The organism is Rhodococcus sp. NPDC077669 (assembly GCF_040686915.1).
Lineage (GTDB): Bacteria > Actinomycetota > Actinomycetes > Mycobacteriales > Mycobacteriaceae > Rhodococcoides > Rhodococcoides fascians.
The window spans coordinates 1-22466 of the sequence record NZ_JBFBMD010000013.1; the positions used below are offsets into that span (position 1 = coordinate 1).

The 22466-nt window shown below is 63.8% G+C and carries 23 protein-coding genes and 2 pseudogenes; 17 read left to right on the plus strand and 8 right to left on the minus strand.

All coding sequences use genetic code 11. The features are described from left to right. Positions 1-156: 156 nt before the first annotated feature. Positions 157-555 (minus strand): hypothetical protein, encoded by a 399-nt coding sequence (locus AB0P23_RS15815; protein WP_363798174.1) that lies wholly within the window; start codon positions 553-555, stop codon positions 157-159. 77 nt (positions 556-632) lie between these two features. Here AB0P23_RS15815 and AB0P23_RS15820 point away from each other — a divergent pair, with 77 nt between their 5' ends. The 3 genes from AB0P23_RS15820 to AB0P23_RS15830 all read left to right on the plus strand — a co-directional run bounded on the left by AB0P23_RS15820 (position 633) and on the right by AB0P23_RS15830 (position 3456). Then, on the plus strand, positions 633-1913 hold the full coding sequence (locus tag AB0P23_RS15820) for a hypothetical protein (RefSeq protein ID WP_155288689.1): 1281 nt from the start codon (positions 633-635) through the stop codon (positions 1911-1913). Positions 1914-2090: 177 nt separating this feature from the next. After that, positions 2091-3056, plus strand: a complete 966-nt coding sequence (locus AB0P23_RS15825) for an alpha/beta hydrolase family protein (protein WP_205914390.1) — start codon at positions 2091-2093, stop codon at positions 3054-3056. Between the two features lie 103 nt (positions 3057-3159). Next, positions 3160-3456 carry a hypothetical protein gene (locus AB0P23_RS15830; protein ID WP_027495602.1) on the plus strand — a complete coding sequence of 99 codons (297 nt, stop codon included), beginning with the start codon at positions 3160-3162 and terminating at the stop codon, positions 3454-3456. Positions 3457-3917: 461 nt separating this feature from the next. On the opposite strand, the pseudogene AB0P23_RS15835 reads toward AB0P23_RS15830, so the two are convergent. After that, positions 3918-4100, minus strand: a pseudogene (locus AB0P23_RS15835) (CsbD family protein); the annotation flags it as partial. Between the two features lie 525 nt (positions 4101-4625). On the opposite strand from AB0P23_RS15835, the pseudogene AB0P23_RS15840 reads away from it, so the two are divergent. The 3 genes and pseudogenes from AB0P23_RS15840 (at position 4626) to AB0P23_RS15850 (ending at position 7675) form a co-directional block, all read left to right on the plus strand. Continuing rightward, positions 4626-6183 (plus strand): annotated as a pseudogene (locus tag AB0P23_RS15840) (NAD(P)/FAD-dependent oxidoreductase). Beyond that, complete coding sequence (locus AB0P23_RS15845) at positions 6180-7001, plus strand: alpha/beta fold hydrolase (RefSeq protein WP_230593457.1); 822 nt, start codon at positions 6180-6182, stop codon at positions 6999-7001. The pseudogene AB0P23_RS15840 and the gene AB0P23_RS15845 overlap by 4 nt, the downstream one beginning before the upstream one ends. Further along, a complete protein-coding gene (locus tag AB0P23_RS15850) occupies positions 6998-7675 on the plus strand; it encodes a TetR/AcrR family transcriptional regulator (protein ID WP_206497730.1) in 678 nt (225 codons plus the stop codon). Before AB0P23_RS15845 ends, AB0P23_RS15850 begins: the two co-directional genes overlap by 4 nt. 16 nt (positions 7676-7691) lie before the next feature. Here AB0P23_RS15850 and AB0P23_RS15855 read toward each other — a convergent pair whose 3' ends face one another. Continuing rightward, entirely contained in the window at positions 7692-8780 is a 1089-nt protein-coding gene (locus AB0P23_RS15855; RefSeq protein ID WP_052061506.1) for a 2Fe-2S iron-sulfur cluster-binding protein, read from the minus strand. A gap of 112 nt (positions 8781-8892) precedes the next feature. Between AB0P23_RS15855 and AB0P23_RS15860 the strand changes: the two genes are divergently transcribed. The 7 genes from AB0P23_RS15860 to AB0P23_RS15890 all read left to right on the plus strand — a co-directional run bounded on the left by AB0P23_RS15860 (position 8893) and on the right by AB0P23_RS15890 (position 14973). Further along, positions 8893-9900 carry an alpha/beta hydrolase gene (locus tag AB0P23_RS15860; protein ID WP_363798178.1) on the plus strand — a complete coding sequence of 336 codons (1008 nt, stop codon included), beginning with the start codon at positions 8893-8895 and terminating at the stop codon, positions 9898-9900. Then, positions 9897-10775 carry an SDR family NAD(P)-dependent oxidoreductase gene (locus tag AB0P23_RS15865; RefSeq protein WP_032400365.1) on the plus strand — a complete coding sequence of 293 codons (879 nt, stop codon included), beginning with the start codon at positions 9897-9899 and terminating at the stop codon, positions 10773-10775. The genes AB0P23_RS15860 and AB0P23_RS15865 overlap by 4 nt, the downstream gene beginning before the upstream one ends. A 1-nt stretch (position 10776) precedes the next feature. After that, on the plus strand, positions 10777-11697 hold the full coding sequence (locus tag AB0P23_RS15870) for a ferritin-like domain-containing protein (RefSeq protein ID WP_363798180.1): 921 nt from the start codon (positions 10777-10779) through the stop codon (positions 11695-11697). After that, the gene (locus AB0P23_RS15875) at positions 11694-13217 is read left to right on the plus strand and encodes an NAD(P)/FAD-dependent oxidoreductase (RefSeq protein ID WP_363798183.1); all 1524 of its coding nucleotides are present in this window, start codon (positions 11694-11696) and stop codon (positions 13215-13217) included. The genes AB0P23_RS15870 and AB0P23_RS15875 overlap by 4 nt, the downstream gene beginning before the upstream one ends. A gap of 112 nt (positions 13218-13329) precedes the next feature. After that, complete coding sequence (locus tag AB0P23_RS15880; RefSeq protein ID WP_027495610.1) at positions 13330-14061, plus strand: MerR family transcriptional regulator; 732 nt, start codon at positions 13330-13332, stop codon at positions 14059-14061. 79 nt (positions 14062-14140) lie between these two features. After that, positions 14141-14347 (plus strand): hypothetical protein, encoded by a 207-nt coding sequence (locus AB0P23_RS15885; RefSeq protein ID WP_027495611.1) that lies wholly within the window; start codon positions 14141-14143, stop codon positions 14345-14347. Between the two features lie 50 nt (positions 14348-14397). Then, positions 14398-14973 carry a YdcF family protein gene (locus AB0P23_RS15890; protein WP_283548376.1) on the plus strand — a complete coding sequence of 192 codons (576 nt, stop codon included), beginning with the start codon at positions 14398-14400 and terminating at the stop codon, positions 14971-14973. A 10-nt stretch (positions 14974-14983) separates the two neighbouring features. Here AB0P23_RS15890 and AB0P23_RS15895 read toward each other — a convergent pair whose 3' ends face one another. Both AB0P23_RS15895 and AB0P23_RS15900 read right to left on the minus strand, forming a co-directional pair. Continuing rightward, positions 14984-15349, minus strand: coding sequence for a CrcB family protein (locus AB0P23_RS15895; RefSeq protein WP_032389785.1), 366 nt, complete (start codon positions 15347-15349; stop codon positions 14984-14986). After that, on the minus strand, positions 15346-15765 hold the full coding sequence (locus AB0P23_RS15900) for a CrcB family protein (protein ID WP_363798188.1): 420 nt from the start codon (positions 15763-15765) through the stop codon (positions 15346-15348). Before AB0P23_RS15900 ends, AB0P23_RS15895 begins: the two co-directional genes overlap by 4 nt. Positions 15766-16079: 314 nt before the next feature. On the opposite strand from AB0P23_RS15900, the gene AB0P23_RS15905 reads away from it, so the two are divergent. From AB0P23_RS15905 to AB0P23_RS15915, 3 genes are read left to right on the plus strand one after another with little or no spacing between them, the layout of a single operon-like run. Continuing rightward, positions 16080-16415 carry an STAS domain-containing protein gene (locus AB0P23_RS15905; protein WP_027495615.1) on the plus strand — a complete coding sequence of 112 codons (336 nt, stop codon included), beginning with the start codon at positions 16080-16082 and terminating at the stop codon, positions 16413-16415. Positions 16416-16436: 21 nt separating this feature from the next. Then, positions 16437-16901: an ATP-binding protein gene (locus tag AB0P23_RS15910; protein WP_027495616.1), complete on the plus strand. Its 465-nt coding sequence runs from the start codon at positions 16437-16439 to the stop codon at positions 16899-16901. Positions 16902-16922: 21 nt separating this feature from the next. Next, positions 16923-18719 carry an ABC transporter ATP-binding protein gene (locus AB0P23_RS15915; RefSeq protein ID WP_363798191.1) on the plus strand — a complete coding sequence of 599 codons (1797 nt, stop codon included), beginning with the start codon at positions 16923-16925 and terminating at the stop codon, positions 18717-18719. A gap of 3 nt (positions 18720-18722) precedes the next feature. Here the strand turns inward: AB0P23_RS15915 and AB0P23_RS15920 are convergent, their stop codons facing one another. Then, complete coding sequence (locus tag AB0P23_RS15920; RefSeq protein WP_032366898.1) at positions 18723-19109, minus strand: hypothetical protein; 387 nt, start codon at positions 19107-19109, stop codon at positions 18723-18725. Between the two features lie 90 nt (positions 19110-19199). Next, complete coding sequence (locus AB0P23_RS15925) at positions 19200-19709, minus strand: protein-tyrosine-phosphatase (RefSeq protein ID WP_032366897.1); 510 nt, start codon at positions 19707-19709, stop codon at positions 19200-19202. A gap of 164 nt (positions 19710-19873) precedes the next feature. Between AB0P23_RS15925 and AB0P23_RS15930 the strand changes: the two genes are divergently transcribed. Then, entirely contained in the window at positions 19874-21268 is a 1395-nt protein-coding gene (locus AB0P23_RS15930; RefSeq protein ID WP_283542582.1) for an Hsp70 family protein, read from the plus strand. A gap of 10 nt (positions 21269-21278) precedes the next feature. On the opposite strand, the gene AB0P23_RS15935 is transcribed toward AB0P23_RS15930, so the two are convergent. Continuing rightward, on the minus strand, positions 21279-22217 hold the full coding sequence (locus tag AB0P23_RS15935) for an endonuclease/exonuclease/phosphatase family protein (protein WP_283542581.1): 939 nt from the start codon (positions 22215-22217) through the stop codon (positions 21279-21281). Positions 22218-22466 lie beyond the last annotated feature (249 nt).

Genomic DNA, 22466 nt, shown 5'->3' on the forward strand with positions numbered 1-22466 from the left:
GATACCCTTTGGCCACCAACACATTCTCTCAGCCGACCACACCAGCCACCACTCAACACGCAGCACACCGAACCAGCTCAAATCGCAACAGCCCGAATCCCGCTTTCGAGGGCGAATTGTGGACACTCAGATCAGTTGCCGGCGGTGTCGACAGGGTCAGCCGATGCCGGGGATGTAACCGGGATAGACGAAGTGCCCTGGACCGCCGCCGGGTAGCAAATGACCCGTCGAACCCGGGTAGTCCATACTCAGCGGAATGAGCTTGTGCGGGTTGCCGTTCGAGTCGGCCTGCCAGCACTCCAGCAGTACGCCATGGATTCCGGTGCAGACGATGCGAGTGCTGTTGCCGTAGGGCGAGGTCAATCGATTCTCGCTGACGAAGGGATTCCAGTAGTCCGGGTCCTGAGGAGTGAGGAACACTCCGGTGACGTCCTGCGGAGCAGTCGGGCTCGGGTACGGCGGCGCGACGGGCCATTCGTCGGCGTCGGCGGTACCGACTCCGAGTGCGGCGGCACCTGCGACGACAGCAACCGTGACGGCGATACGACGAAACATGGCGCACTCCTGACGTTGGGTTCGCGTCGAATAGACCACACATGGCCGTCGATTGGGAAGCCCTCTACATTGAACGCGTGATTGCAGCGGATCGCGTCTTGCCCGTAGTGGTCACGGCCATCGGCGGATTCGTGGCCGGATATTCGATTCGTGAATCCCTCGGCCAGGATGTGTTCCATATCGAGTCGACGGGGAAGTGGTACGGAGCGTTCGTCACCGCGCAATGGGCTGGCTCTATCACTGTTTTGATGGCGGTGCTCGTGCTCGTGATGGTCCATCGCCGTCGCCCCCGGATATCGGCTGCCTTAGCAACCGTTCTCGGCTCCCTGCTGGTGGCACTGCCGTCCTTCGTGCCGATCGCGGCCAATCAAGCGGTGACGACCAATGCGCTCGGTGCCGGCGCTCTGGTCGGCATCTGCGGATTCATCGCCGGTGGACGCAGGCTCCCGTCGGGCGGCCTTGCAGTAGGACTGCTGGGCTCGATGTTGTTCTACAGCGCGATCTCCCGGCTACGCGGACCGCGTGAGGGTCGGTGGATGGACGGGCTGGGGCCGTATCTGGTGGAATCCACGGTCCCGCTACTCCTCCTTCTCGCAACCACTATCGTGCTGCTCGTGGCCGTCCGGCGGGCATCCGTGGGCCGATTCGAAACCTCCGACGCAGTAGCCGCTCTCGTGCTGGGATTCGTCTGTCTGGTGGTCTACATCTATCTGGGCAATACGACGTCGACGGCGAGCACGTGGATTTTCGCCGTCGCGATCGCCGTCTTGGTGGCATACGGTGTTGCGTTCGACCTCGGTGGCCTCGACGGCCGATACGTGATGTCGGGCTTGGCGATAGCGGCGTCGGGAGTCAATGCGCTCGGGTGGGGCGACGCGTCGTGGTGGGTACTCGTCGTGGCCGCGGTGTTGTTCGCCGGAGCGGTGGGAGTGGGCCTGCGACGCGATCTCACCACGGCCGCGTGTGCACTGCTGACCGTTGTGACGGCCACCGGTCTACTGCCCATCGGAGACGACTCGATCAATACCGTTGGGGCTGTGTGCTATTGCGTGCTGCATCCCATCGCTGTCGGATTGCTCGTCGGATCGGCACGAGCGACGCGCACGGTGGCGTCGACCATCGGTCCGCTCGTACCGTTCGCACTGACGCTGTTCTCGGTGTCGGCACCGGTGCCGCCGCGGGTGTTCGGTTGGACGGATGGGACATCCGACGACTATGTGCCGCCCATTGTCTGGTTGTATTCGCCACTTCCCGTCGGCGTTGTCGTAGCGATGATCGTCATCCTGGTGTGTCTCGTCCTCGGTTCGAGGGCCGAGCGCGAGCATCACGATCGCGTCTCGGATTCGTCCGGTCCATAACGCTCGGGACGTTTGCTCGAGGTAACGTCACCTCATCTTCGGCCGATGTAGAAACTCGACCGGTGTAACTCGACGAAAAGGTGAAACAGCGTGCCACGATCTCGACGACACGGCTTCCAGCGATTCGGTTCGGCTGCGGCCGTCGCCCTCGCAGTGGCGATTCTTCCGACCGCGCTGATGACGCCCGTCGCGTCCGCGGACGAACTGCCCGCCGCAACGACTCAGTCGAGCAACGGCTCGCGAATCGAATCGGTGAACACCCTCGACGGCCGCCAGGTTCAGCTCCAGGTGTACTCCGCGTCGATGAACCGCACCATTCCGGTGACGGTGCAGCGCCCCGCCGACGAGAGCGTGTCGCGTCCGGTGCTGTACCTGCTCAACGGTGCAGGTGGCGGCGAGGATGCGGCATCGTGGCAGTCGCAGACCGACGCCGAGGCCTTCCTGTCGGACAAGAACGCCTACATCGTGACTCCGCAGAAGGGCAAGTGGTCCTACTACACCGACTGGCTGCAGGACGATCCGAAGCTCGGCAGCAACAAGTGGAGCACCTTCCTCGGTGAAGAACTGCCTCCGCTGATCGATGCGCAGTTCGACACCAACGGTCGCCAGTCGCTGGCAGCGTTGTCCATGACGGGCACGTCGGTTCTCAACATCGCAATCAAGTACCCCGGCAAGTTCACCGGTGTCGCGGCATACAGCGGTTGCGCGCAGACCTCGGACCCGATCGGTCAGCAGTTCGTCAAGCTCGTCGTCGAGACGTACGGCGGCGGAAACGTCGAGAACATGTGGGGCCCGCTCGACGGCCCCGTGTGGCGCGAGAACGATCCGCTGCTCAACGCCGAGAAGCTGCGCGGCACCCAGATCTACATGAGCACCGGCAGCGGACTGCCCGGCATCCCGAACGACACCTTCGCCAACCCGCGACTGAAGAACGACCCGGCGACGCTCGCCAACCAGGTCATCGTCGGCGGCGGCATCGAGCTGGCCACCAACTTCTGCACGTCCAACCTGGCCAAGCGTCTCGACCAGCTGGGAATCCCGGCAACTGTCGACTTCCGTCCGGTCGGCAACCACTCCTGGGGCTACTGGCAGGACGACCTGCACAAGTCCTGGCCGTTCCTGGCAGGATCGCTCGGCATCTGATTCATCCTGATCGAAGACGGCCATCCGCACCTCGTGTGCGGGTGGCCGTTTCTCGTTGCGGGGATGGGTAGGACTACATTCGAATCGAACGTATGATCGAACGATGGCACGACGCGCTCAACCTCGTCCCGCGTCTGCCGTGCGTCCGTTCAAGATGCTCAGACCACCACTCAAGGTGTGGATCGATCTGAACGTCCTCTACCCGCTACCACCGCATCACGCGTCGAAGTTCAATCCGGAAGGCTTCGATGTCCGACGCGTGGTCCCGGGGGATCTGGTCGAATGGTCCATCACCGTCGACGGCGATTGGTTGGGTCGCGTCACCTACGAACTGATGTCGCGAGACCGGAGCGAAACCGTCACACATTGGGTGCCCAGCCGGGCGCTGAAACCGCTGTAGAACGAGCGAAAGCCCCGCCTGAAAACGAGGCGGGGCTTTCCGGGTGATCACCTTCAGAAGCTGTGCTTACGCGCCTTCTTGGCGAGCTTGCGGGTGGTGCGCTTCGACGGAACGAACAGGTGTGCAGCGCTGCGGCGACGGTTGCGTCGACGGATCAGCACGAATGCGACGGCACCGGCGGCGGCTGCGATGGCGGCGATGATCGGAGTGCCGACCTTCGCGGCCTCGGCCACATCCTCGCTGTCGATGTTGCGGACCGTGGTCTTCACGTCGTCGGCGACGGCGGAAGCCTTCTCGGCTGCCTTGTCGGCGACCTGGGAGGCCTTCTCCTTCACGTCGTCGACGTCGACGTTCTCGACCTTGTCCTGGACGGTGCTCTTGACGTCTGAGGCGGTCTCGGCTGCCTTGTCGGCTACGTCTGCAGCTGCGTGCTTGGCCTGCTTGGCAGCGCCGGCCGCGGAGTCGGCAACGCTCTCGGCGGCGTCGGAAACCTTGTCGGCAGCCTGTTGAGTGTTGGCCTTGGCCTGGTCGGTGGCCCCTTCGGCGCGAAGGCTGTCGTCACCGGTGGCCTCACCGGCCTTCTCCTTCGCAGTCCCGGCCAGTTCTTCTGCCTTGTGCTGAGCCTTGTCGATGAAGTCGGCCATCGGTATCCCTCTTTCGTGTAGGTCGTCTCCGGAAACCGGAGCGGTGACGTCGCGGACGACGCCGGTAAGTATGAGTCGAACTCGACGGTCCGAAACATACGTCCGACCACGGGTGTTTCGGGTCACTACGACGAGTAGCCGTATTTGTGCTGCTCGGCGTGCTGTGACTACTTCGTCGAACGCGGCCACCACGTTCGACGGCGTGCGCGCGTCGCACGTGCTGAGTAGGCCGTCGACAACGAGCGCCGGTCGAAGTCCAGTCCCGACCCTCTCGACGTGAGCAGGATCAGCGCGATGACTCCCGCAGCCCCGACCGCCACGGGAGTCATCGGCTACTGGTTCCGGTTGCGTTGGGCGTGCACCCAACGAAGAGAGTGCGGTTCATGACAGCTCCTGTCTGTGATGTGCTGAAGGCTGCCATTGACACCGCCACCAGTCAATGGCACATTATGTGATGTTAGTCGCGGTGTCGCTGCTCGGTCGGCGTCCGGGCGATGGTGTTCGGTGAGACAGCGAGGCGCGTCGATGAATGCAGATACCTGGCCCGAGGTCGACGGTTCGACCCACGACAACTTCAGGGATGTGCTCATCGTCGGTGCGGGTATTTCGGGAGTCGGAGCCGCGTATCGCTTGCAGGAGATAGCACCGGAGCTCAGCTACGCGATCCTCGAAGGGCGCGAGCGAGCAGGCGGTACCTGGGACCTGTTCCGGTACCCGGGAATTCGTTCGGACAGCGATATCTTCACGTTCTCGTTTCCGCACACGCCTTGGCAGGGAAACACTCTGCTTGCCCATGGCGAAGACATTCGCAACTACATCGTCGATACCGCTCACACCAACGGCATAGACGAGCGCACGCACTTCTCTACCTCCGTCGTTGCGGCGAACTGGGATTCGTCGACCGACCTATGGACCGTCGACACGCTGTCCGACGGCGTTCCGCGAACGTATCGAAGTCGATTCGTGTTCTTGTGTACCGGATACTTCGACTACTCGGGTGGGTACACCCCTGACCTTCCCGGGATGGAGAAGTTCACCGGGCAGGTGGTGCATCCCCAGCAGTGGCCGGAAGGTCTCGACCACACCGGTAAGCGGGTCGTTGTCATCGGAAGTGGCGCGACGGCAATCACTTTGGTGCCTTCGCTCGCGGTCGATGCTGCGTCGGTGACGATGCTGCAGCGTTCTCCCACGTACATTGCGTCCCTGCCGATGACCGATCCGTTCACCACCCTCACTCAGCGTGTGCTGCCGGACTCCCTCGCGCACAGTGCACTGCGGTGGCGCAATGCACTGTTGATGGTCGGCTCGTATCAGCTGTGTCGACGTGCGCCGAAGACGGCCCGCAGGGTGTTCAGGGCGATGACGAAGGCGCAGCTTCCGCGTGGATACGACGTCGACAAGCACTTCAAGCCGACGTATGCCCCGTGGGACCAGCGGCTGTGCGTCGTGCCGGACGGCGATCTCTTCAAGGCCATTCGCTCCGGCCGCGCGACCGTGGTGACCGACCGGATAGCCGAGATCACCGCCGACGGGATCCGGTTGGAATCTGGTGACGAGATCCCCGCCGACATCATCGTCACCGCAACCGGATTGAAGCTCCAGGCGTTCCGGGGGTATCGAATTGTCTCTGGACGGTGAGCGGCTCGAGGTGCACGACAAGTTCGTCTACAAGGGTCACATGCTCGAGGACGTACCCAACGTTGCATGGTCCATCGGGTACACGAATGCATCGTGGACGCTCAAGGCCGACATGACGGCGCAGGCAGTAGCCAAACTGTTGGTGTACATGCGGTCTCACGGCTACACCCATGCGATCCCGGACCGACAGGGCAAGGCCGTGGACTCTCGTCCGGTCGTCGACCTCGCCTCCGGATACGTCACGCGTTCCTTGAACGAGCTACCCAAATCGGGGACCGAACGTCCCTGGTCGGTGCGGCAGAACTACATTCTCGACAGGATCGACGCACGATTCGACGATCTGACGGAATCGATGACGTTCGGCCGAGCGGACAACGCCCGTGTGGCGGGGGCGGATATCGCGCCCGTGTACCGCATCTGGCCGAGAAAGGTCGGCACGCAATGACTTCCGACATCGACGGTCTGACCCTCGCGCACACCATCCGGGGTGAGGGCCCTACATTGGTGCTCATTCACGGCATCGTGCACAGACAACATGCGTGGGACAGTGTCGTCGACATACTGGCGCGGCATCGACGAGTGGTGACGGTGGACCTGCCCGGCCACGGCGCGTCACCGGACTTGCCCACCGAGGAATTCGACCTGGGTCCGTGGATCGTGGCCGAGTTGGAGCGATTTCTCGACTACGTTGCGGTGGACGGCGAGAAGCCGCACGTGGCCGGTAATTCGTTGGGTGGATACTTCGCGATGGAACTTGCTGCCCGCGGGTCGGTCGCCTCGGCGACCGCCCTGTCACCGGCCGGTTTCTTTCGCGGACACTGGGATCAGACTCGGGCGCTCTTCGTGTTCCGTCTGTTGCGGGCGTTGTCTCGAGTGATGAGCCCGATCGCACCGACCGTCATGCGTTCGGTCGTGGGACGCACGATCGCCAACGCTGTCTTCTACGCCAAGCCGTGGCGAGTTCCCGCGGCAACGGCCACGATCGACGCGCTCAGCATCACTACCAATCGTGCGATCGACGCGGCCGGAAACGCAGTGCCGCGCTTCAGCGTTCCGGTCGACGAGTCCGTTCCTGTCACCGTCGCGTGGGGACGCCGGGACCTGGTGTTGCCGGTATATCAGGCACCGCTGGTGCGTCGAACGTTTCCGCAGGCAGAAGTTCGCACCTACTCGGGGCTCGGGCACGTTCCGATGTCGGACGATCCGGAGTTGGTGGCCTCGATTCTGTTGAGGGGATCACGAACCGTCTCGCGCTCGGCGTGACCGTGCCGGAGAAGGTCGACGGGCGAAGCCATCGGTGGCACGATCACCGGATCACTCGGCGCCGTGAACTACTCGATTGCACACTGGCCGCCATTCGTCGGCATGGGCACGACATCGGGATGGACGAGATCGCCGCGGCGAACCACGTCTCGAAAACTGTTCTGTACAAACACTTCGCCGACAAGAAGGGGCTCGCGAACGCCGCGATGGCGCGATACGTCGAGACTGCACTGGTGCCTCGGATCCGGGACGCGATCTCCGAGGATCTCGACGAATATCACCTCACCCGTGCCGTGATCACTGCCTATGTCACGACGGTCGCCACCGATCCCGAGATCTACATCTACGTGCACGCGAACAATGCGGTCGGTGGCAACCAGGACATCGTCACCGCATCGGAAGAACTGATCGCAGAGTTGCTGACGACCGTCATCGCCGACAGATTTCGAGAGCGGGAGTTCTCGACGGCCGGCTCGACGCCCTTCGCTTTCGCCATGATCGGTGCGGTCCGGTTGGCGTCGCACTGGTGGATGTTCGACCGGACCATGACGGTCGACGAGCTCATCGACTACCTCACCATGATGGTCTGGGGCGGTATCGCGGGGATTGCACGAGCCTCCGGCTCCGCCGCGGCGTTCGCCTCGAAGCCGCATTCGTTGACGCTCGAGGGCTGAGCGCCCTCCTCCGGGATCAGCGGTCGAACACCGCACGAACGCTCGTGGAATCGGGCACGGACTGGCAGGCCAGTCGGACGCCGTGCTGCAGTTCGTGTTCGTCGAGCGTCTCGTTGGCGAGCATGTTCACCGTGCCCTCGGTGAGGGTGTACGCACAACCGCCGCAGGTTCCTTCGCGGCATACGTACGGCGGGTCGAGACCCAACTCGAGGAGTCGGTCGAGCAGCTTCGTGTCTGTATTCCAGGTGAACTCGGTCTCCATTCCGTCGATCTCGACCTGAGCGGTGATGGAGTTCGCGCCCGGTTCGTCGGAAATCGTCGCGTCGCCGGGCCGAAACGGATTCGAGTCGAAGGAGGAGAACACCTCGCGATGGGTTCTGTGCGCCACCGTGCCGGTCCGGGCGAGCCACTCCTCGGCGACGTTCATGTACTGCGCTGGGCCGCAGAGGAAGACCTCGCACTCGGCCGGAATGTTCGCACCCAGCGAAGCCAGTCCCGCAGCGGTGGGCAACCCCGATTCCGAGGTGTACCAATGGTGAACGTTCAGTCGTTCGGGAAAGCGAGACCGCAGTTCGGTCAGTCGCTCTGCGAAGATCACCGAGTCGCGATTCTGGTTGGCGTAGACGAGGGTGATCCGATTCTCGTGCTGCACCAGGGCGGTCTCGAGTATCGACATGATCGGGGTGATGCCGCTGCCGGCGGCCAGCAGGACGAAATGGTCGTCCCAGCTCTTGGGTCCGAACATGCCCGACGGCTTCAGCGCCTTGAGTCGCATCCCACGAACAGCGTTGTCGTGCAACCAGTGTGATGCCAGACCGTCCTGAATGCGCTTGACGGTCACAGTGGGGAACGGGTCCCGGACCGGAGAGCTGGAGAAGGAGTAGCACCGGGCCACCGATCCGCCGTCCGTGCACGGAATCTCCAGGGTGAGGAATTGTCCCGGCTCGTACCGAAACTGCGCTTCCCGATGCTCGGGAACCAGAAAGCCGAGGGAGATCGCATCTTCGGTCTCGAGGGTCACCTCGGCGATCTCCAACTCGAAGATCCTGTCCTCGGGACCGATGGCAGACGCATCCAGTTCCGCCGGTGGATTACTCCTGAACATCGTCACGTGTGCTCGCTCCCTTGCGCTTTCGGTGTTGGACGCCACTGTCGCACACTTCGCCACTAAATAATAGGCCATTGACAAATGGCGAATAGCGGGTGAGGGTGATGACGTGACTCCGACCACCGACGACGACTACCTGCCTCGCGGCGCGTTCAGGGCCGGGTCTCGGCGAACCCGTCTGGCTGCCTTGATGACTCGGCTGATTCTGCGTCCGATGACGAACCTGCTGCCGACCTCACGCGGCGGCATCGAGTTCTCTCGACGCCTCGTCGCCACCTCGATGAACCTGTGCGGTCCGGTCCCGAAAGGAACGGCAGTGGACCTCCTGGCCGAAGGCCCGGTTCGCGGTGAGTGGGTGCGAGCACCCGGCCTGTCGCCGGGGCCACGCGTGATCCTCTACATCCACGGCAGTGCATACGTCATCTGCTCGGCGCGGACGCACCGTGGTCTCACCGCACGATTGTCCAGGGCGACGAGCCTGCCGGTGTTCACGGTCGACTACCGGCTCGCCCCGGAACACCCATTTCCCGCCGCAGCCGACGACCTCGAAGCCGCGTACCGCTGGCTGCTGGGCCAGGGGTACGACGCATCGAACATCGTCATCGCCGGGGACTCTGCCGGCGGACACCTGGCCGCTGACCTGATCATCGAGAACGACCGAACCGGGACGCCGCAGCCGGGAGCATTGGTGTTGTTCTCGCCGTTGATCGATCTCGACTTCGAGCTATCGGCGCGCATGGAACGCACGCGCAAGGACCCGATGATTTCGGCGAAGGCAGCGCGAGGACTCGTGGCGCTGTACACCGACGGCCACGATGCGGATCTCCCGCGTCTCCGGCTCGATCTCGGACGTGTGCGAGAGCTGCCACCGACGCTGATCCAGGTGGGCGGAGCCGAGATGCTCAGGGGCGATGCGCGACACCTGCACTCCATGATCGACGCGGCCGGCGGAGAGAGCGAACTCGAAATCTGGCCCGATCAGATGCACGTGTTCCAAGCTCTCCCGAGGTTGATCCCCGAGGCCGACCGAGCACTAGAGCATGCATCCGCATTCATCGCGTATGCGCTCGATAATCAAGCCCTACAACATAATTCGAAGGAACAGGTATGTCGATGAGAAGCAAGACCGGAAGACCCTCGTACGGGTCGAGAGCGGTAGTGACCGGCGCAGGCAGCGGCATCGGCCGGGCGTTCGCATTGGAACTGGCTCGACGTGGAGGAGCCGTCATGTGCGCCGACATCTCGTTGCCGCGAGCGCAGGAGGCCGTCGCGATGGTGAACGCCCTCGGCGGCACCGGATACGCCGTCGAGTGCGATGTGTCGATCCGCGAGAACGTCGAGGAACTGGCCCTGCGTGCAAGTATCGAGTTCGACGGACCCACCACGGTGCTCATCAACAACGCAGGCGTCGGAATCGGCGGAAAGCCCGTCGGCAACATCGGTTTCGAGGACTGGAACTGGGCCTTGGGAATCAACCTCTGGGGCGTGATCCACGGCTGCGAGGTGTTCACGCCCGGGCTTCGGGCCGCGGGTGAGGGCGGGATCATCAACGTCGCGTCCGCCGCCGGCTTCGCCGCTGCGCCGCTGATGGGTCCGTACAACGTCGGCAAGGCCGCAGTGATGAGCCTGTCGGAAACGATGGCGGCGGAATTCTCGGGTACCGGTGTGCGGGTGTCGGTTCTGTGTCCCACCTTCGTCAAGACCAACGTTGCCGTCGACGGCCGGATCACCGCGAGTTCGTCCCGACTGGCCGAGTTCGCGATGCGCTGGACCGGACGGTCTCCCGACAAGATCGCTGCCAGAACGCTCGATGCATTCGACCGGGGCCGGCTCTACGTCGTGCCCCAGTTCGACGCCAAAACCGTCTGGCGGTTCAAGAGATTGCTGCCCGCCGTGTACGTGCGCTTTCTCGGCTTGCTCAATCGTGTGCTGCCCGCCGAGCAGCAGCCGGCGAAGAACGAATCCCTCACCTCGACAACCACAGGAGCCTGACATGGCAATGGACTTCGAAGACATGTTGACCAAGATCAAGGACCGTCAGTGGGCATTGGCGGACATCGACTGGGACGGCCCGGGAGCCGAGACCATCAGCCCCGAACTGCACGCCAAACTCAAGCCCTTCATGTCCGATCTGATGTGGATCGAGAACGTGGGCGCTCGCGGCTTCGCGGCGATGGCGCTCAAGGCACCGAACGAGACTCTCGCGGAGATCTATCGCTACTTCCACGCGGAAGAGCAGAAGCACGCCAACGCCGAGCTCGCTCTCATGCGTCGTTGGGGCATGCTCGACGGTGACCGGATGCCCGAGCCGAACGTCAACGTCAAGCTCGTCATCGACTGGCTCGACAAGCATTCCGACGGGCTGTCTCTGACCGTGCTGGGCACCGTCATACCGATGCTCGAGGTGGCCCTGGACGGCGCGCTGGTGAAGTTCATCATGGGCGAGATCGACGATCCGGTGTGTCAGGCCGTGTTCAAGAAGATCAACTCCGACGAATCTCGGCATCTGGCGGTCGATTTCGCGGTCATCGAATTGCTCGGGCATTCCCGGATGCGCAAGCTGGTGGTCGAGACCATCGGTGCTTGGATGAACCCGGCCCTCATCGTCGGATTGCTGCGCTACATCCCACTGCTGAACAAGATGCGCGACAACATCGTCGAGATGGGTGTCGACGAGGAGCGGCTCTACACCGCGATGAAGCGATTCCGCAGTGTGGGGGAGCGTAGCCCCGAGGCGCTCCGCGTGCCGATGTATCGATTCGTGCAGTGGCACAGCAGCATTGTCATCAACCGCAAGCATCCATACCACCGCGTTGCGGATGGCCTGGTGAAGCTCACTCGCCGGTACCCGACCAAGACTCTCAATTCCGAGCCCACCTGGGCCAAGGAACTGACCTACGAGCCCGTCGCATGAGCGATTTCGATGTGCGCGAAGGTGTACTCGACGCCGTGATCGTCGGTGCGGGATTCGCCGGAATCGGTACCGCTATCCGACTGCGCAACAGTGGAATCGAGAGTGTCGCGATCCTCGAACGCGGCAGCGCCGTCGGTGGAACCTGGCGCGACAACACTTACCCGGGCGCAGCCTGCGACATACCGTCGAGGCTGTATTCGTACAGTTTCGCGCCCAATCCCAACTGGTCGCACACCTATTCCGGTAGTGGTGAGATTCTCGATTACATCCACACAATGGTGCGTGAGTTCGACATCGGATCGCGTATTCGATTCGGACACAACGTAGTCGACATCATCTGGAACGAGGCGGCCGGGCATTGGCACGTGAGCATCGACGGGCACCCCGATGTTCGGGCGCGCACGGTGGTGATGGCGTCGGGGCCGCTCGCCAATGCCAGCCTGCCGAACATTCGAGGCATCGATACCTACGAGGGACACAAGATCCACAGTGCACGGTGGGATCACGACTACGACTTCGAGGGTAAGAAGGTCGCGGTCGTGGGAACCGGGGCGAGCGCGGTACAGATCGTGCCCGAACTGGTGAAGATCGCCGATACGGTCAAGGTGTTCCAACGCACCCCGGGTTGGACGCTGCCCAGGATCAATCGAAAGGTGCAGGCAGGCACCAAGCGTCGATACGCCCGGTACCCGCAGACGCAGGCCCTGGCGCGGTCGCTGTGGTTCTGGGGGCACGAGTCCGTTGCCCTCGGTGTCGTGTGGAAGACCCCGTTGACGCGCATCGTCGAACTGGTCGGGCGCGCGCATCTGCGTCAGCAGGTTCGCGATCCGTGGCTGCGGCGACAGCTGACACCCCGATTCCGGGCCGGCTGCAAGCGATTGCTGATGACCAGCGACTACTACCCGGCCCTGCAGAAGCCGAACTGCACGTTGGTGACCTGGCCGATCGCGACGCTCTCACCCAAGGGCATTCGAACCGTGGAAGGCGTCGAGCATCAGTTCGACGCCATCGTCTTCGCGACCGGGTTCGACGTGTCCAACACCGGAACACCCATTCCGATCACCGGACGCGACAGCCGCGTGCTGGCCGACGAATGGAGCGCGGGAGCCAAGGCGTACAAGAGCATTGCAGTATCGGGCTATCCGAACATGTATTTCACCTTCGGGCCGAATTCCGGCCCGGGACACAGTTCGGCATTGGTGTACATGGAGGCGCAGATCGACTACATCGTCGAGGCGATCTCTCTGGTACTCGAAGGAGATCTGCACAGCGCCGATGTGCGCCAGGACGTCCAGGATGCCTACAACGAGGACATGCAGCGCAAACTGGCGAAGACGACCTGGAATTCCGGTTGCAGCAGTTGGTATCTCACCGAGGACGGCTTCAACGCGACCATGTTCCCGGGTTTCGCCACCCAGTACGTCAACCAACTCAGAGGTGTCGAACAGGGCGATTTCACCATGGTTCCGCGCCGCGTCGACCTGCCGCAGGAACCGGCACAGGTCGTCGCCCACTCCTGAATCGCTCGAGAGCACGCTTGTCGTTTCGATGACGGTCGGATTCGGCTCTTCCTTCCGCCGCGTGGTCGACGTATATCCTGAAGGTCGACGCGCGGCGGAGGTAGGGAGCTCGGTGGAGTATCGAATCGACGACTTGGCCCGAGAGGCCAAGACGACCACTCGCAACGTGCGGGCGTACCAGGAACGCGGGCTGCTGCCGCCGCCCACGCTCCGAGGACGAGTAGGTATTTACAACGACGATCACCTGACTCGATTGAAGGTGATCGACTCGCTGCTTCAGCGGGGGTTCACCTCGGCGCACATAGCCGATTTCCTGTCGGGCTGGGAGCAGGGCAAAGACCTGGAAGAAATCCTGGGCCTGCAGGAAATCGTGACTCGCAAGTGGTCGTCGGCCGAGACCACGGTCATTCCCGTCGAACTGATTGCGCAATTTCTCGGTGAGGACAACGACGACATCGTTGCCCGACTGATCGAGGCGAAACTGATCAGAATCGACGGTGACCAGTGCGAGATTCTCGATCCGACCCTCCTCGAGGTGTTCGTCGACCTGAGTCAGTACGGCTTCACATTGGAACGTCTGCTCGACCAGCACGAGCGGACCGCGTCGAAAATGAACGAAATCGCCGAGTCGATGGTCGGGAGCGTGACCGACCATCTGGCCGCGAAACACGGTCCAGGTTGGCTGCCCAAGTCCGGAGAGGTAGCCGAGACCACCGAGATGTTCGAGAAGATGCGCAGCCTTGCCATGAAATCGGCACAGGCAGAACTGGCGCGCGCACTGGACCGGGTACAGGAACGCGCCCTCGACGATTATCTGTCGGAGACTCTGTCGAAGCGCACGTGACGTGGTTTGAAGCCTGCCACAATCGGACATACCTGCCCTTCGACAGCCGAACGGCGGCTGACCGCCTAAGGGGGCACCAATGAGGTTCGTAACGTTGATCGTTCTGGTTTGGCTGATCATCGGCGCATTCGCGTCGTACCAGCGCGGAGACTTCGAGAATGCGCCCGAGAACTGTGCAGGTGCGGGCACAATCGCCCTCACCGTCGTTGCCGGTCCGCTCAACTACTTCGGAATCAACCCCGAGGTCACGGACTGCAACGTCACCGTGCCGCAGCCCAGCGAGTGATATGAGTCGCTGACTGCGCGCTCGCGGAGCGCCTTCCCTAACCTGGTGAGGTGTTCCGCGGACGCTGGTTGCTGTTTCTCGCCCTGGCGATCCCAGTTGTCCTGGTGTCGTCGGTAGGTGTCGGCGGCTACCTCGCGTTCACCAAAGCTCGGGTGGATCCGCTCGTTGCCGCCGACGCAATCGTGGTGCTCGGCGGCGAACACGACGGACGCGAGGCCTACGGCATCTCGCTCGCCCAACAAGGCCTGGCCACGACAGTGGTGCTGTCCGATCCCTACGGATCCAGCGATCCGACGATGAAGAAGGCCTGCGCAGCGTCCACGTCGCAGTTCGAGGTGTTGTGCATTCCGCCGTCGCCCTCGACCACCCGTGGCGAAGCCATGTTCACCGAAACCCTTGCCCGCGAACGCGGCTGGAACCACGTCATCGTCGTGACGTGGCGGTATCACCTCCCGCGTGCCCGGTACATCTTCGATCAGTGCTTCGACGGAACCGTCACGATGCGTCCGACGCCTCGCGCGTACGACTTCTCACTCGTCGAATGGGAGTTCACGTACCTGTACCAAATCGCAGGGTTCGTCAAGGCCGGAGTGCAGGGCTCCTGCCAGGATTCGGGAAGCGACTGACCGGATTCGGTCACAGAATCTTGTGATAGAGCGTCACACCGGACTTCCACGCCAGGAACCCGAACATCACCGCGGCAATTCCACCCACCACGTTCGCGCCGAAGAACAGTGCTGCAGAGCGATACCGACGATCTCGCGCAAGCCCGATCGTCGCCAGCGTCGTCCCCGCCAACGGAGCCACCGACGCCAGAAACCCGACCGCCACCACGGAGCGAACAGCGTTCGGCGGATCGAGTGCGAACACCAACCCCAGCGCGGCACACGCCACCAGATTCAGTGCCGTCGCCCGTCGCCTCGACCGGAGGGCGAACGAGAACACGAACTGGCCCAGAGCCGCGAGTCCGCCGCCGGCGGCCACCAGAATCAACGTCGTCACAGCGTCGGGCTCGTTCGTGTCGGTCTCGTGATCGCAGCCCCGACGGCCATCGCGATCAACGCGAACACCGGCGTCGCCACCAGATAGATCACCGAATTCCACGCCCCGCGATGGGTGACCGCCTGAAACGCGTACAGACCGAACGTCGTCAGACCGCACGCAAGACCGAACAACCCGGCCCGAGTCACCGGAGCCCGACGACCGGACAGATACCCCAACGCAGCACCGACGAGCAGACAGCCGAACACATTCACACCGAACGTGGACAACAACTGCCACCGCGGCGTCGCCCGCCACGTCCACACCTCGTACCGAAGCGCCGCACCGACCGCGCCGCCCACAACGACCGCGACGTACTGCCCGAGCGAGCGACGACGCAGACCGCGACCGTCCATGGAATGCAGGCCCTCGATCACCTGGACAAGCCTAATGCGATCGATACCCCTCGGCTGAGTGAGCCGACGGCGGCAAAACAACCCGAAGGCCACCCCCCGGGGGGACTCAATGTCACGTTCGGTGGTCCGGAGTGGAGCCTGCGGAACGACCATCGACACTTTTCGGGGGTCAATGTCACGTTGAGTGGACTTTTCGGGGGTCAATGTCACGTTGAGTGGACTTTTCGGGGGTCGATGTCACGTCGAGTGGACTTCGGTGGCGGGGCGGGGGAGCGAGGTAAAGTCTTCGTGTGACTGCGGACGAATCGGGGCTCGGACCCCAGCATTTCGATGTGATTGTTGAATGGCGTGATCAGGATGTCGTTCTGTCGGTGTCGGGTGAGTTGGATTTGGTGACGGCTCCTGATCTGTCCGAGTCCGTGGCTCTGGTGCTCGAGAAGTCGCCGTCGGCTGTGGTCATCGATCTCAGTGATGTGGGTTTCCTCGCATCGGCAGGCATGTCGCTGCTGGCGTCGACGCATCAGCAACTGGGCGGTACTGCCGGGTTTGCCGTGGTGGCGGACGGTCCGGCGACGGGGCGTCCATTGACTTTGGTCGGGCTCGACGAGGTGTTCGGCATCTATGCGACGGTCGACGAGGCGCTCGTTGCGATTCATGCGGGTAGATCCTGAAGTTTTGGGTAGACGGGATTCATGATGGCGACTCTCTTCGGAGGTGACGACTCACGTACCGACAGTTCGATCTCGACGGCAGGTGCGCGAATGGAAGAACTGCTGTTCACCGACGAGCCTGCCGATGCGGATCGAGCGTCGGAGCTTCGGCGTGAACTCGGTGACTGGTTGAACGAGTTGGGCGTCGACCCGGATCGCGCGTACGACGTCGTGTTGGCGACGTACGAGGCGATAGCGAACAGTGTCGAACATGCGTATCGCGATCACACCGACCGAGGAACCCTCGATATTCGAGTGTTGTGCGGTGCGCAGGGCCGGATCGATGTGAAGGTGACCGACCGCGGCGATTGGGCGACCCGCAATTCCGATCCCAACCGAGGTCGAGGCGTCCCACTGATGCGGGCGCTGGCCGATACTGCGGCGGTGACGTCGGACCAGAACGGCACCACGGTCCACATGATCTGGGACGCGATCGGTACCAGCTGATCGTTGCTGCACACTGACTACATGGTCGATGTGCAGATCGCGACAGCCGAGAAGAAAAAAATAACGGTACCCAACCTACGGGTGTTGTGGCAGTTCGTGCGGCCTCATCGGCGCACCCTGATCCTGGGCATGATGCTCGGCCTGATCGGTACCGGAACGGCGTTGGCTACGCCGATGGTCGCCAAGGGCGTGCTCGACGGACTCGGCACCGACGCGTCGCTGATCGTTCCCGTCGTCGTTCTGGTGGCCCTGTTGGTCGTCGGCTCGGCCGTTCTGTATCTGCAGTGGATCGTGCTCGGGGTGTTGGCCGAGCGGATCGTGCTCGACGCACGCAAGTCGATCGTGCGGAAGTACTTCGGTGCCACGGTCGGCAGCCTGAACACTCGGCCCACCGGTGAGTTGGTCACCCGCGTCACCTCGGACACCGTGCTGCTGCGTGAGGCGACGTCGAATGCGCTGGTGGCCATAGTCAACAGCGTCGTGGGTCTGGTGGGCGCGTTGATTCTGATGGCGGTTCTGGATCTGGTGTTGCTGGGCGCGATCGCGGTGGCCATCGTGGCGATCGCAGTGTTGTTCGCCCGGCTGATGCCTCCGATCGCCATCGCGCAGAGGCAATCACAGGAAGCGATCGGACGACTCGGCGGCATTCTCGACGGCACCCTGCGGGCCATCCGAACGGTCAAGTCCAGCAGAGCCGAGACTCGCGAATCCGAACGCGTCATCGCGGAGGCGCGGACCTCCGCTCGGCACAGCGTGCACGCCGTCAAGATCTCGGCACTGGCGTGGACCTTCGCGGGCGGCGGCGTGCAATTGGCCATCATCGGCATTCTCGGCCTCGGGGGCTACCGCGTCAGCACCGGGGATCTGGCGGTATCCAGCCTGATCGCGTTTCTGCTTTACGCATTTCAGGTCATGAGCCCGGTCTCCACCCTCGCCACCAACATCACCGCGCTGCAGGCGGGTATGGCTGCGGCGGCGCGGATACGTCAGATCGACGACCTCGTCGTCGAAGTGGGAGAGGAAGGTACCCCCGCGCCGACCCGTTCCGTTGTCGACGCTGCTCCGGCGCTCGAATTCCGCAGTGTGACAGCATGTTACGGTCCGGGACGAGAGCCGGCCGTGCGAGGAATCGACCTGGACGTCCCCGCGCGTGGTCACACAGCGATCGTCGGTCCCTCCGGTGCAGGCAAGACCAGCGTGTTCTCTCTGATCCTGCGGTTCCTGACGCCCGAGAGCGGCGAGATACGGCTCGGCGGAACGCCGTACAGCGAGCTCACGATCGACGAGGTGCGCTCTCGACTGTCCTACGTGGAGCAGGAGACGCCGGTGATCCCCGGTTCTGTGCGGGAGAACCTGTTGTTCAGTCACCCGGACGCCAGTGAGGGTGACATCTGGGCGGCGCTCGAGTCGGTGCACCTGGATTCGACCATCCGCGCTCTGGACGAGGGATTGGACACCGACCTGATCGGCTCGACGGTGTCCGGTGGGCAGCGGCAACGAATCGCGTTGGCGCGCGCCATCGTTCGACGCCCGCAGATCCTGCTGCTCGACGAGGCGACGGCTCAGGTCGACGGACGCACCGAGGCGGCGATCCACGAGGTGATCCGTTCCATCGCCGAGGATGCTGCCGTCGTCACCATCGCGCATCGGTTGTCCACCGTGCTCGACGCCGACACCATCCTGGTGATGGACGATGGGGTGGTTCGCGCACGCGGAACGCATGCTGAGCTCATGGCGTCGGACGAGCTGTATCGAGAATTGGTGGCCGCGTTGAGAATCGGAGACAGCGCGCCCGATCTGACAGCGGGGCGTCCGTGAGATCTACCGGCCCGACTCGGTGGTCGTGGGCTCGTCGGTCGTCGGCTCGTCGGTCGAGTCCTCGTCGGTGGTGGTCGTGGTAGTTCGGTCCGACCGCTTGGTGGTTGTTCGGGGCGTCCGCGTCGTCGTCTGAGGCCGCTCCGGCGTCGTCGTCGGCGGCTTGGCGGTGGTGGGCACCGCGACCTGCCAGGTGGGCGACGGCGGAACCACGACGATCGCGGACGTCGGTGACGCCTGGACCGAACTGAGGGAATCCGACTTCAGCGCAGGCGGCCTGACGTCCTGGCTCGAATCGTCGAACGCGCCGCCGAGGGCACCGATGACCAGACCCACGGTGACGGCTACTCCGGCACTCGCCACTGCTGCCAACGCGATGACCTTGTCGCGCATGAACAGACCCTAACGCCGTGGCCGCACCCGGGTGGTCGGCAATGATGCGAGAACGTTACCGCAGCGTGCGAATTCGTGGTGGGTCGAAGTTTACGGCTGCGCCAGTCGGAGAACATTCGGCAACGATGCTGCGATCAGCTCGCCGGCTTCCTCGTACACGGAGGGGTCGCGGCGGTACGGGTCGCCGATATCCAGCGTCTCGACGCTGTGGACGGCCCGCGCGTCGGCGAGGGCGGCAACCGATCGTGCGCCCGACGCCGCGGCCAGGCTCGACGCCTCGAGCAAGGTGAAGGTGCGACGCATGTGCCGCGGCGACAGCGCGAGCACGGCGTCGCGATGCGACGCGGTCATCGTCAGAACGAGTTCGGCGTCGGCGGTGATCGCCGGAGTGAGGCGTCGAGCCACGAAGCCCTCGGGATCGCCGCCGAGTTGCGACAACACCAACGCGGCCGTCGGGTCCATCGCGTGCCCGGTCAGTCCCTGTGTCCCGGCACTGCTGGCGGTCAGCTCGAATCCGCCCTCACGGGCGAAGGCGACCGCAAGGCGCTCGGCAGTCGGAGATCGGCAGATGTTGCCGGTGCAGACGAACAGAACTCGCATGCCGCAACTGTAGTGGTGTGGCTGGGTGCCCCAGGGGGCACCTGAACGCACCACTGCGGCGCAGCCGCACCGACGCGCTACAGTGATCAATTGGGGGGATCGAGACTGGTTCGTGACATGAAGTCTCGGCGTGTGTTGACGGGGAAATCGACAAGAGGCAGGTAATGACCGAAGTTCTCGGTGTGTCGGTGGGGGCCAGCGCGGTGCGCATGGCTCGACCCGACCTGCGCCCTCAGGATTCGGGACGCCTCGACTTCCACCACGACACCGTCGACGCCTACTGGGACCGGGCCGAGGAACTGGCCGCGGAGTCCATCGGTGTGGTGCTCTCGCAACCGGGCAACGGTGGCCCAGTGCAGGCAACCGGCGTGGCGTATCGCGACCAGCAGCAGTTCGGTGAGATCCAGCAGGCCATGGCCGGTCAGCGGCTGTACAACTATCGACTCGTTCCCGAGGCTCGGGCTGCGCTGCAGTACCTCGAAGCGTCGGGCGAGCTGGGGCATTTCGGCACCATCGCGTTGTACGACCTGGGCAGTTCGGGTCTGACGATCAGCGTGATCGACCGCGGTACAGGCCAAGTTCTGCTGGCAGAACGCACCATCGACATCAGCGGCGACGACTTCGATCGCCTGATCGCCGACAACCAGTTGGCCAAGCAGGGCGTCGACATTGCCGACAACCAAGAACTGAGCCTGTTCACCGCGCGGTGCCGGGTCGCCAAGGAACAATTGTCGACCAGCGGCGCAGTATGTCTTCCGGGCGACGGCGGTGTCATCCTGATCTCCCGCGAGGCATTCGAGTCACTGGTGACCGTCCCGATCGAGTACTCCGCTCGCCTGGTTCGAGACGTCATCGGGCGTTCTCCCAAACATGTCGACGCGCTGTTCCTGATCGGCGGCGGCGCCCGAATACCGCTGGTCGGAGCCATACTCGATGCTTGGGTCGGGTTACCCGTCGTCACTCCGGCAGACCCCGAATCGGTTGCGGCCCGAGGAGCGGCACTGCTCGCCACACCGGTCGTCGAGGCACCGCACCAGCCGGTTCCCCAACCGAAAGCGCAGTCCAACCCCCAGTCGAATCCGCAGGCGGGCGGGCGGCAGTCCGCGGCCGACCCGGCGTCGCTGACCGGTGCACCCGATTGGTTGACCCCGGAACCCCACTCCGACAAGCCTGCCGATTCGAAGCGCAAGGTGCGCGGTGCCGTGCTGGTCGCGGGTGGTCTCGTTGCGGTCGCCGCCCTCGGCCTGTCCCTCGGATACGGGGGTGGGTCGCCGGCCCCGACCAGTGCACCGGCAGATTCACCGGTGCCGATCACCGCAGGTCCCACGACGACCCGGGTCACCCCGACGCCGACGACGCCACCGCCGACCACAACGCCGCCGCCCACGTCCGAGCCCGTTCAGGCTCCGGCTCAGACGTATTCCGAGCCCGAGTACGTGCCGCCCGCGGCACCGGCTCCTGCGCCTGCCCCGGCACCGCTGATTCCCGGTCTGCCGCAGATCCAGCTCCCGCAGATACAGCTGCCGCCGCCTCCGGTCATTCAGCTTCCGCGCTTCTAGCCGGGGATCGTCACGGCAACTGCACCGTTGCGAGCACCGCCAGATGATCGCTCTCCGGGATCGGTAACGGCTGCACCGACCGGGCGCGGACGCTGTCACTGGTCACGACATGGTCCAACCGCGCCAACGGACGTTCGGACGGGAAGGTGCGGAACAGTCCTGCCCCCGCAGCGTCGGCCGCATCGGAGAACGGAGCCGATGCCAACCTGCGGAATTGCCGGTGATCGTTGGTGGCATTGAAGTCGCCCGCGACGATGGCAGTGTTGCCGTAGGTATCCATGATGGCCCGCATCCTCGCCAGGTCTGCGTCCCACTGGGTGGTGTGGCGCGGCGTCGCGGGAGACATCGAATGGAACGAAACGAGGGTCAGCGTCGTGCCGTCGACGACGGTGTTCGCCTGCACCGGTACGAAGCCGAAGTCGTTCAGCCGGGAGCCGTCGGTCAAGGGTGTTCGGCTCCACAATCCGGTGCCGTCGGCCACAGGCAGTGCGGCGGTGAAGGAGAACGGCAGCAGGTCGTCCAGACCGGCACCCCTCAGGTCGGTCACTTCCTCGGGCGTGAGTTCCTGGACGGCGAGCACGTCGACGTCGTGATCACGGACCGCGTCGACGATTGCGCCGGCATCGGCGTCCCCGTGCGCCACGTTGACCGTCAACACGGACAGGTCCGGTCCGGAGTTGTCCGGTCCGTCGGCCAGGAACATCGGTACCTGGACGCCCACGACGGCGACGGTGACGACGGCTGCGACTGCTGATCCGATACGCGAGCGGGCGGCGGCGAAGAGCAGGAGCGCCGCGACGGTGGCGACTCCGAGGTACGGAGTTCCGACCACCAAAGCAACGAAAGTGATCTCGGTCACGCCGACCTGTCGGACGGCAAACATTCCGAGAGCTACGGCGACGAGGCACCACCCCATGACCAGCGCTGCGCTGCGAACGAAACGGCGCACTGCGCTCGTGCCTCCTCGTGTCCGCCCGAGATGGGCATGGATGTTGCAGGTGTTGTCTACACTCGGCATGTGCCCAGCTCAGAGCGGATATGCAAGTGTCGACACGAACAAGCTGCGCATCAGCATTACCGCCGCGGAACCAACTGTTCGTTGTGTGATTGCCCGCGTTTTCGGGTTCCTGTCGTGCAGACGCTCAAACGGTGGATCAGTAAGTAGCAGTTGCGTCGAAAACAATCCTACCGCCGGATC